At 48.2% G+C, this 6,776-nt stretch carries 6 protein-coding genes and 1 pseudogene; 6 read left to right on the forward strand and 1 reads right to left on the reverse strand.

Going from position 1 to position 6,776, the window contains the following annotated elements:
* Positions 1–107: 107 nt before the first annotated feature.
* From HMPREF0080_RS06830 to HMPREF0080_RS06855, 6 genes and pseudogenes are all read left to right on the forward strand, one after another.
* Positions 108–1,679: a ClC family H(+)/Cl(-) exchange transporter gene (locus tag HMPREF0080_RS06830; protein ID WP_006790652.1), complete on the forward strand. Its 1,572-nt coding sequence runs from the start codon at positions 108–110 to the stop codon at positions 1,677–1,679.
* A 266-nt stretch (positions 1,680–1,945) separates the two neighbouring features.
* Positions 1,946–2,446 (forward strand): peptidoglycan-binding protein, encoded by a 501-nt coding sequence (locus HMPREF0080_RS06835; RefSeq protein ID WP_006790653.1) that lies wholly within the window; start codon positions 1,946–1,948, stop codon positions 2,444–2,446.
* A gap of 156 nt (positions 2,447–2,602) precedes the next feature.
* A pseudogene (gene glmU / locus HMPREF0080_RS06840) lies at positions 2,603–3,976 on the forward strand (bifunctional UDP-N-acetylglucosamine diphosphorylase/glucosamine-1-phosphate N-acetyltransferase GlmU).
* A gap of 62 nt (positions 3,977–4,038) precedes the next feature.
* Positions 4,039–5,004: a ribose-phosphate diphosphokinase gene (locus HMPREF0080_RS06845; RefSeq protein WP_006790657.1), complete on the forward strand. Its 966-nt coding sequence runs from the start codon at positions 4,039–4,041 to the stop codon at positions 5,002–5,004.
* A 21-nt stretch (positions 5,005–5,025) separates the two neighbouring features.
* Positions 5,026–5,592: an aminoacyl-tRNA hydrolase gene (gene pth / locus HMPREF0080_RS06850; protein WP_006790658.1), complete on the forward strand. Its 567-nt coding sequence runs from the start codon at positions 5,026–5,028 to the stop codon at positions 5,590–5,592.
* Between the two features lie 41 nt (positions 5,593–5,633).
* Positions 5,634–6,467 (forward strand): D-alanyl-D-alanine carboxypeptidase family protein, encoded by an 834-nt coding sequence (locus tag HMPREF0080_RS06855; RefSeq protein WP_006790659.1) that lies wholly within the window; start codon positions 5,634–5,636, stop codon positions 6,465–6,467.
* A 106-nt stretch (positions 6,468–6,573) separates the two neighbouring features.
* On the opposite strand, the gene HMPREF0080_RS10930 is transcribed toward HMPREF0080_RS06855, so the two are convergent.
* Positions 6,574–6,776, reverse strand: a 203-nt coding sequence (locus tag HMPREF0080_RS10930) for a rubredoxin-like domain-containing protein (protein WP_342610087.1), incomplete at its 5' end; no start/stop codon positions are given.

Genomic DNA, 6,776 nt, shown 5'->3' on the forward strand with positions numbered 1-6,776 from the left:
CTATACGTAACATGATTATGCCGACTTTGTCAATTCAAAAAGGAGAAACCTTCTTTCCTTTCGACCGTGGTATAATACATACTATATGAATTTTCAAGGAGGCTAATATGCATATTTCCGGTCAACTCATCCCGACTATTCGTCAATTAAACGCGTGGCCCCGTTTTCGTCTGCGCCTGTTTGCGGAAGGGACTGTTGTCGGCATCTTTGCCGGCCTTACAGCCGGGTTCTTTCGATGGGTCTTGGAAGAGGGAACGGTTTTACGGAAATATATATATACTATATTAATACAATCAGGACCTGTTGTGAATGTAACCTGGTTTCTTCTGCTTGCCTTAGCGGGATATATCCTTTGGCGGTGTGTTGCTTATGAACCGGATGCGGCAGGCAGCGGTATTCCTCAGGTAAAGGGAGCTATTTCCTGCTCGCTCCATATGCGTTGGTTTCGCGTTTTATGGGTGAAGCTTTTTAGCGGTATTGTCGGTATCGGGCTGGGACTTTCTCTGGGCCGTGAAGGGCCGTCTATTCAGCTAGGTGCCGTTACGGCGCAGGGCATCAGTGAGGCATTGCGGCGTACGCGCATGGAAGAGCGCTATCTTATTACAGCCGGTGCCAGTGCCGGTCTCGCCATGGCTTTTAATGCGCCTCTTGCCGGTGTCCTCTTCGCTTTAGAAGAATTACACCGAAATTTCTCCGGTGTCGTTTTGGCGCCGGCTATGGCGGCAGCCCTTATCGCTACTGTAATTTGCCGGCTCATTTTCGGCAGCCAAGCGGTTTTTCAGTTCGGCGTTTTGCCGTCTTTCCCCGTGACTTATACATGGCTTGCCGTCCTTGTCGGCATTATCCTCGGCGTTTGCGGTATCGTCTTCGATAAAGGGCTGCTTGCGGCGAATCGCTTTTACCGCTTGCCGATTTTTACCAAACCGTGGCTGCCTGTTGTTTTTGCCTTGTTCACAGCGGGGATTCTCGGTTATGTTTTTCCGCAAATTCTCGGCGGCGGTAATGATTTGATCAATTCATTGCATGTCATGCCCCTTTCGTTGAAACTTTTTGCCGCTCTTCTGATCGGTAAATTCCTCTTTACCCTGATCAGTTACGGTTGCGGCGTGCCGGGCGGTTTTTTTCTGCCGATTCTTGTCATTGGCGCCTTATTGGGCAGTGTCCTGGGGATTTGTTTTATTGAGACGGGGTTGATGGAAGAGAAATATTTATCCGATATCGTCATCATTGCTATGGCTGCTTTTTTCACGGCGTCCGTCCATTCTCCCATAACGGGGACTGTGCTGATTATGGAAATGACCGGTTCGTATGAGCACCTTCTCGTCTTATGCACGGCCTCGCTTATTGCCTTGGTAACCGCTAAAATATGCGGAGGAAAACCCATTTATGATATTCTTTTGGAACGGCTCCTTACAGAAGGAGAACGGGTTGTCCCGAAGGATGAAAAACGAAATATTATTGAATTGACCGTGAATAGCGGCAGCGTTCTTGACGGCAAAGGAGTCCGTCAGGTCATATGGCCGCCTCACGTGGCACTCGTTGACATTAAACGCGGTGATATTGAAATTATTCCTGATGACGGAGCCGTTTTACAGGCAGGTGACTACATCTATATACTTTCCGATGTACCTCGTTTTGTCGAAAAAGTACGACATATGGCAGAGGATGAGACTGTATAATAATTGAATTAAATGGTACTGATAGATAAACTCAATTATTGGGGACATAGATAGAATGAAGATATAACGTGGGCGTGAATGTTGCAAATAAGTATAAAGATATAAAAACTTATGCATAAAACTGTAAAATTTTGACTTGGCGGACTCCTTTATGTTATACTCTCCGTAAGCAGAGCTTCACTGTATATTTGCGAGGTGGTTTTTTGAAGAAATACACAATACTTTTACTTACACTGCTCTTTACATTATCATTTTCGATCATTGTAATGGCTAATGTTTCTTTAGGAATGACAGGCACTCGTGTGGCGAGTGTTCAAAATATGCTGATCGGCACCGGATATTTGGCTGACGGAGCGGATGGTGTGTTTGGAAGCGGTACACAGGCGGCTGTACAACGGTTCCAAGCGGATCATGGGTTGACAGTTGACGGAATCGTCGGTACACAAACGATGAATGCGTTGTCAGCTGCTAGCGGCCAACCGATACCGGTCGATAATACTATTGTAATGGAAGCTACTGCTTATACTGCCGATGATCCCGGCAACAGCGGATATACCGCAACGGGACAGCCCTTGGCATACGGGGTTGCATCGGTGGATCCTGACGTAATTCCGTTAGGCAGTCGGTTATATATCGAAGGATATGGATATGCCGTCGCTGCCGATACGGGAGGCGCAATCGTCGGCAACAGAATTGATTTGGCGATGGACTCCGTCGCGGATGCGCTGAATTTCGGACGAAGAGATGTGGTTGTCCACGTATTATAGGAAATTCGCAAACAGGGAGATGGAAATCTCCCTGTTTTTGCGTTTTCATACCCCTCCCCTTTCCGATTTATTGTGGCCTAAGTATGTATTTTCCGTGTATTTTATGGTATCCTTAAAAAGATGTAAAAGTATTTCACAGCAGGAGGCTCATTGGTGATGGAAGATGTTATTGCACTGGTCTTAGCTGCCGGTAAAGGGACACGTATGCGGTCGACTTTGCCGAAAGTGCTGCACAAGGCCGGCGGTATGCCTATGGTCGGTCAGGTTTTACGCGCTGTCAAGGGCGCAGGCACGAAGCGGGAAATTGTTGTTATCGGCTTCGGTGCCGCGGCCGTAAAGGAGTACCTCAACGGCGCGGCTGAAACGGTCATTCAGGAGGAACAGCTCGGAACGGGGCATGCAGTGTTACAGGCTGAAGGCCTGTTGACCGGTGGAAAAGGGATCTTGCTGGTAACGTGCGGCGATACTCCTTTGGTGACAACGGAAACCTTTGAGGCACTCCTCACTTGTCATCGTGATACAGCGGCTGCGGCTACGGTACTGACTGCGAGGATGCCGGATCCTGCAGGGTACGGTCGTGTCATTCGCGGCGCTGCGGGCCGCGTGGCGAAGATCGTTGAACAGAAAGACGGATCACCTGAGGAATTGGCCGTAAACGAAGTGAACGCAGGTATTTACTGTTTTGAAATTACCCACTTTGGGACTTGTTGCATCAAATCGGAAACAGTAATGCGCAAGGTGAATATTATTTGACCGATATTTATCGGCCTGCTCGTTGAAAAAGGTGAAACTGTCAGTGCCCTGGCCGCACCGGATTTCCGGGAAACGTTGGGTGTCAACTCGCGTCTGCAGCTGGCGGAAGCTGAAAAAATATTTCGTGAACGGAAATTGGAAGAACTGATGGCTGCCGGGGTTACGCTTATCGATCCGGCCAATACATATGTGGAGATGTCCGTCGCTGTCGGGCGTGACACAGTCATCTATCCCGGTACGGTACTCGAAGGCGATACAGTTATCGGTGAAAATTGTGTAGTCGGTCCGTTTGTGCGTATGACTAATGTGTATATGGGTTCAAATAACTGTTTGCAATTTACCTATGCTCATGATTGCCGGATAAAAGACGGCACACAGGTCGGCCCGTTTGTGCACTTTCGCCCGGATACAGTTATAGGTAACGATGTCAAAGTGGGTAATTTCATGGAAGTTAAGAACTCTGTCGTCGGTGACGGTGCTAAATTGCCGCATCTCAGCTATATCGGCGACAGTGATATCGGCGCAGGCGTTAATATCGGCTGCGGTACGATTACCGTCAATTATGATGGCAAAATTAAACATAGAACGACGATACAGGATCATGCGTTTATCGGTTGCAACAGCAATCTTGTCGCACCTGTGGAGATCGGCAAATGTGCTTATGTATTGGCCGGATCGACGGTTACAAAAAATGTACCGCCCAAAGCATTGGCTGTGGGACGGGCAAAACAGCGTAACATAGAGAATTGGGTGAAGAATGATACATATAGTAAATAAATCTTTAATATTGGTTGATTGCACTATCTTTACTTAATACTTAACCCGGCAGGAGGGACATAATGAGTTACGAAGACGGTAAAAAGCTTAAAATTTTTACAGGCAATGCAAATCCGAAACTGGCAAAAGAGATCGCCGATTACTTGGGCCTGGAATTGGGTAAGGCCTTTGTTGGAAAATTCAACAACGGTGAAGTTCAGGTTATGATTGACGAAAGCGTTCGCGGTAAGGATGTATTCCTCATTCAACCCACGAGCCAGCCGGCGAACGACAATCTTATGGAATTATTGATCATGGCCGATGCGTTGAAACGTGCTTCGGCAAATCATATTACAGCAGTTGTTCCTTATTACGGCTATGCCCGTCAAGACCGAAAAACGCGCGGCCGAGAACCGATTACGTCGAAACTTGTTGCCGATCTGATGACGACGTCCGGCATCACCCGCGTTGTAACCGTTGATTTACATGCCGGCCAGATTCAGGGCTTTTTTGATGTTCCTGTCGATCATTTAGGCTCCGCATCCATTATTACCCGTTACATCAATCAGAAAAAGGAAGAAACCGATTTGGGAGAAATCGTTGTCGTTTCTCCTGACTTGGGCGGTGTGACCCGTGCCCGTGATTTGGCCGATCGCGTTAATGCGCCTATTGCCATTATTGAAAAACGCCGTCCCCGTCCGGGTGTTGCCGAGGTTATGAACATTATCGGCGACGTTGAAGGCAAGACCTGTATCATTGTTGATGATATCGTTGATACAGCCGGTTCGCTCTGCGGCGGCGCCAAAGCTCTTAAAGAACGCGGCGCGGCTAAGGTTATTGCCGCCTGTGCGCATGCCGTCCTCACCGCTTCCGCCGTAGAGCGTATTCAAAATTCCGACATTTCCGAACTCGTGATTACGAATACCATTCCCTTACCGGCAGAAAAGGCTATTGATAAGATAAAGGTCCTTTCCGTTGCGCCGTTGCTCGGCGAAGCGATTATGCGTATTTTTCACCAGGTATCGGTAAGTAAGTTGTTTGAAAAGTAAGAGAGGTTTTAAGCAGTGCATATGATCGTCGGCCTGGGCAATCCCGGCCGTGAATATGAGGGGTCCAAACACAATGCCGGCTTTGCCGTTGTTGACGAACTGGCCCGCAAGTGGGATGTTTCCCTGTGGAAAAGCCAAATGGAGGCCCTTGTCGCTTCCGTTGCGGTTGACGGCGAAACGGCGCTTCTCGTCAAGCCTCAGACTTACATGAATGACAGCGGCCGTGCCGTCGGTCCGCTGATGAGATGGTATAAGATTGCTGAAGAAGATGTGTACGTTATCTATGATGATATGGATTTACCTGTCGGTAAACTGCGTATTCGTGAAAACGGCAGCGACGGCGGGCATAACGGTATTAGAAGCCTTTTTGCCAACGGTTGCCGTAACTTTGTCCGTTTCCGTCTCGGTATAGGCCGTCCTTTAGGCCGTCAGGATGTTATTAATCATGTTCTTACCCCTTTTTCGGAAGCGTATTGTGCACAGTTTGCCGACGGTGTCGCTTATGCGGCGGAAGCGGTTGAAGGCGTTATGAAACTGGGAGTTTCCAAAGGCATGAACCGATATAACCCGAAACGAAAAAGCAAATGATATCGGGAAACTATGTTTAGTTTTCAAAGGAGTATACGCCTATGCGTTTCTATAAAAAAATGATGACGGCTCTCTCTGTTGTCGCAGCGACTGCCGTCATAACGGCGAGCGCGGTCTTTGCCTATGTGCCGCCTACAAGCGCCGAATCGGCGTGCATGATCGATGTTGATACGGGAAAAATCCTTTATCAGGTTAACCCTAATAAATGGATTCATCCGGCTAGCACGACAAAAATAGTTACTTTTTTGACAGCCCTGGATAAGGGTGCCGACAGATTGGATAAACCTATTAAGATATCGCAGGAAGCTGCCGCTACGGAGCCTTCCGTACTCGGCATTTCTCCTAAGGACCAGCTTACTTTGCGTGAAGCTATGCGGGGAATGATGGTTGTTTCAGGCAATGATGTCGCCGTTGCCGTTGCCGAAACATTAGCCGGCTCCGTACCGGCCTATGCGGAAATGATGAATGCGGAGGCGGCTAAAATGGGGGCAACACATACACATTTTGTCAATCCGAACGGATTGACGGCGCCTAAGCATTATTCTACCGCTGTAGACATGGCACGTATTGCCGCATACGGTATCAAAAATTATCCTGAATTCCGGCGTACGGTGAGCTTGCCTTCATATAATGTAAAGTATTTGGACGGACACATGAAATACGTTGAAACGACAAACCGTTTTCTCACGAGCGGGTATAACGGGGCTAACGGTATCAAAACGGGATATACGGACGCCGCCGGAGTTTGCCTCGTCGCATCGGCGACGAGAGACGGGCATACGCTTGTCGTTGCGCTTTTTAATGATGATAATCGTTGGGACGACGCGCCTGCTATTTTAGATTACGGGTTCCGGCGTCTTAAAACGGGGCGGTAAGACGCGAAAAACCGCGGTTTCTTTTTTGGAAGCCGCGGTTTTTTTGCGGGAAAAGCCGTATTATCAGTATACGTTTTTCAACATGAGAAAATACAAAGAAAATATTTTAATAGTTTTCTACATACAGTTCGAAGAAAGCCTGCGGATGCGCACAAACGGGACATACTTTCGGAGCTTCTTCCGCTTCGATGATGCAGCCGCAGTTGCGACAGATCCAGGTTTTCTTTTCGGGCCGCTTGAAAGCGGTTCCTGTTTCTATGTTGCTGAGGAGCGCGCGGTACCGTTCTTCGTGGTGTTTTTCGATCTTGC

Origin of the sequence: Megasphaera geminata F0357, assembly GCF_000239275.1 — a bacterium.
Classification (GTDB): domain Bacteria; phylum Bacillota; class Negativicutes; order Veillonellales; family Megasphaeraceae; genus Megasphaera; species Megasphaera geminata.

What these genes read in the sequence shown, in the direction of transcription:
- HMPREF0080_RS06855 (WP_006790659.1), top strand. Translation starts at nt 5,634, where the DNA reads ATGCGTTTCTATAAAAAAATGATGACGGCTCTCTCTGTTGTCGCAGCG.
- pth (WP_006790658.1), top strand. Translation starts at nt 5,026, where the DNA reads ATGATCGTCGGCCTGGGCAATCCCGGCCGTGAATATGAGGGGTCCAAA.
- HMPREF0080_RS06830 (WP_006790652.1), top strand. Translation starts at nt 108, where the DNA reads ATGCATATTTCCGGTCAACTCATCCCGACTATTCGTCAATTAAACGCG.
- HMPREF0080_RS06845 (WP_006790657.1), top strand. Translation starts at nt 4,039, where the DNA reads ATGAGTTACGAAGACGGTAAAAAGCTTAAAATTTTTACAGGCAATGCA.
- HMPREF0080_RS06835 (WP_006790653.1), top strand. Translation starts at nt 1,946, where the DNA reads ATGGCTAATGTTTCTTTAGGAATGACAGGCACTCGTGTGGCGAGTGTT.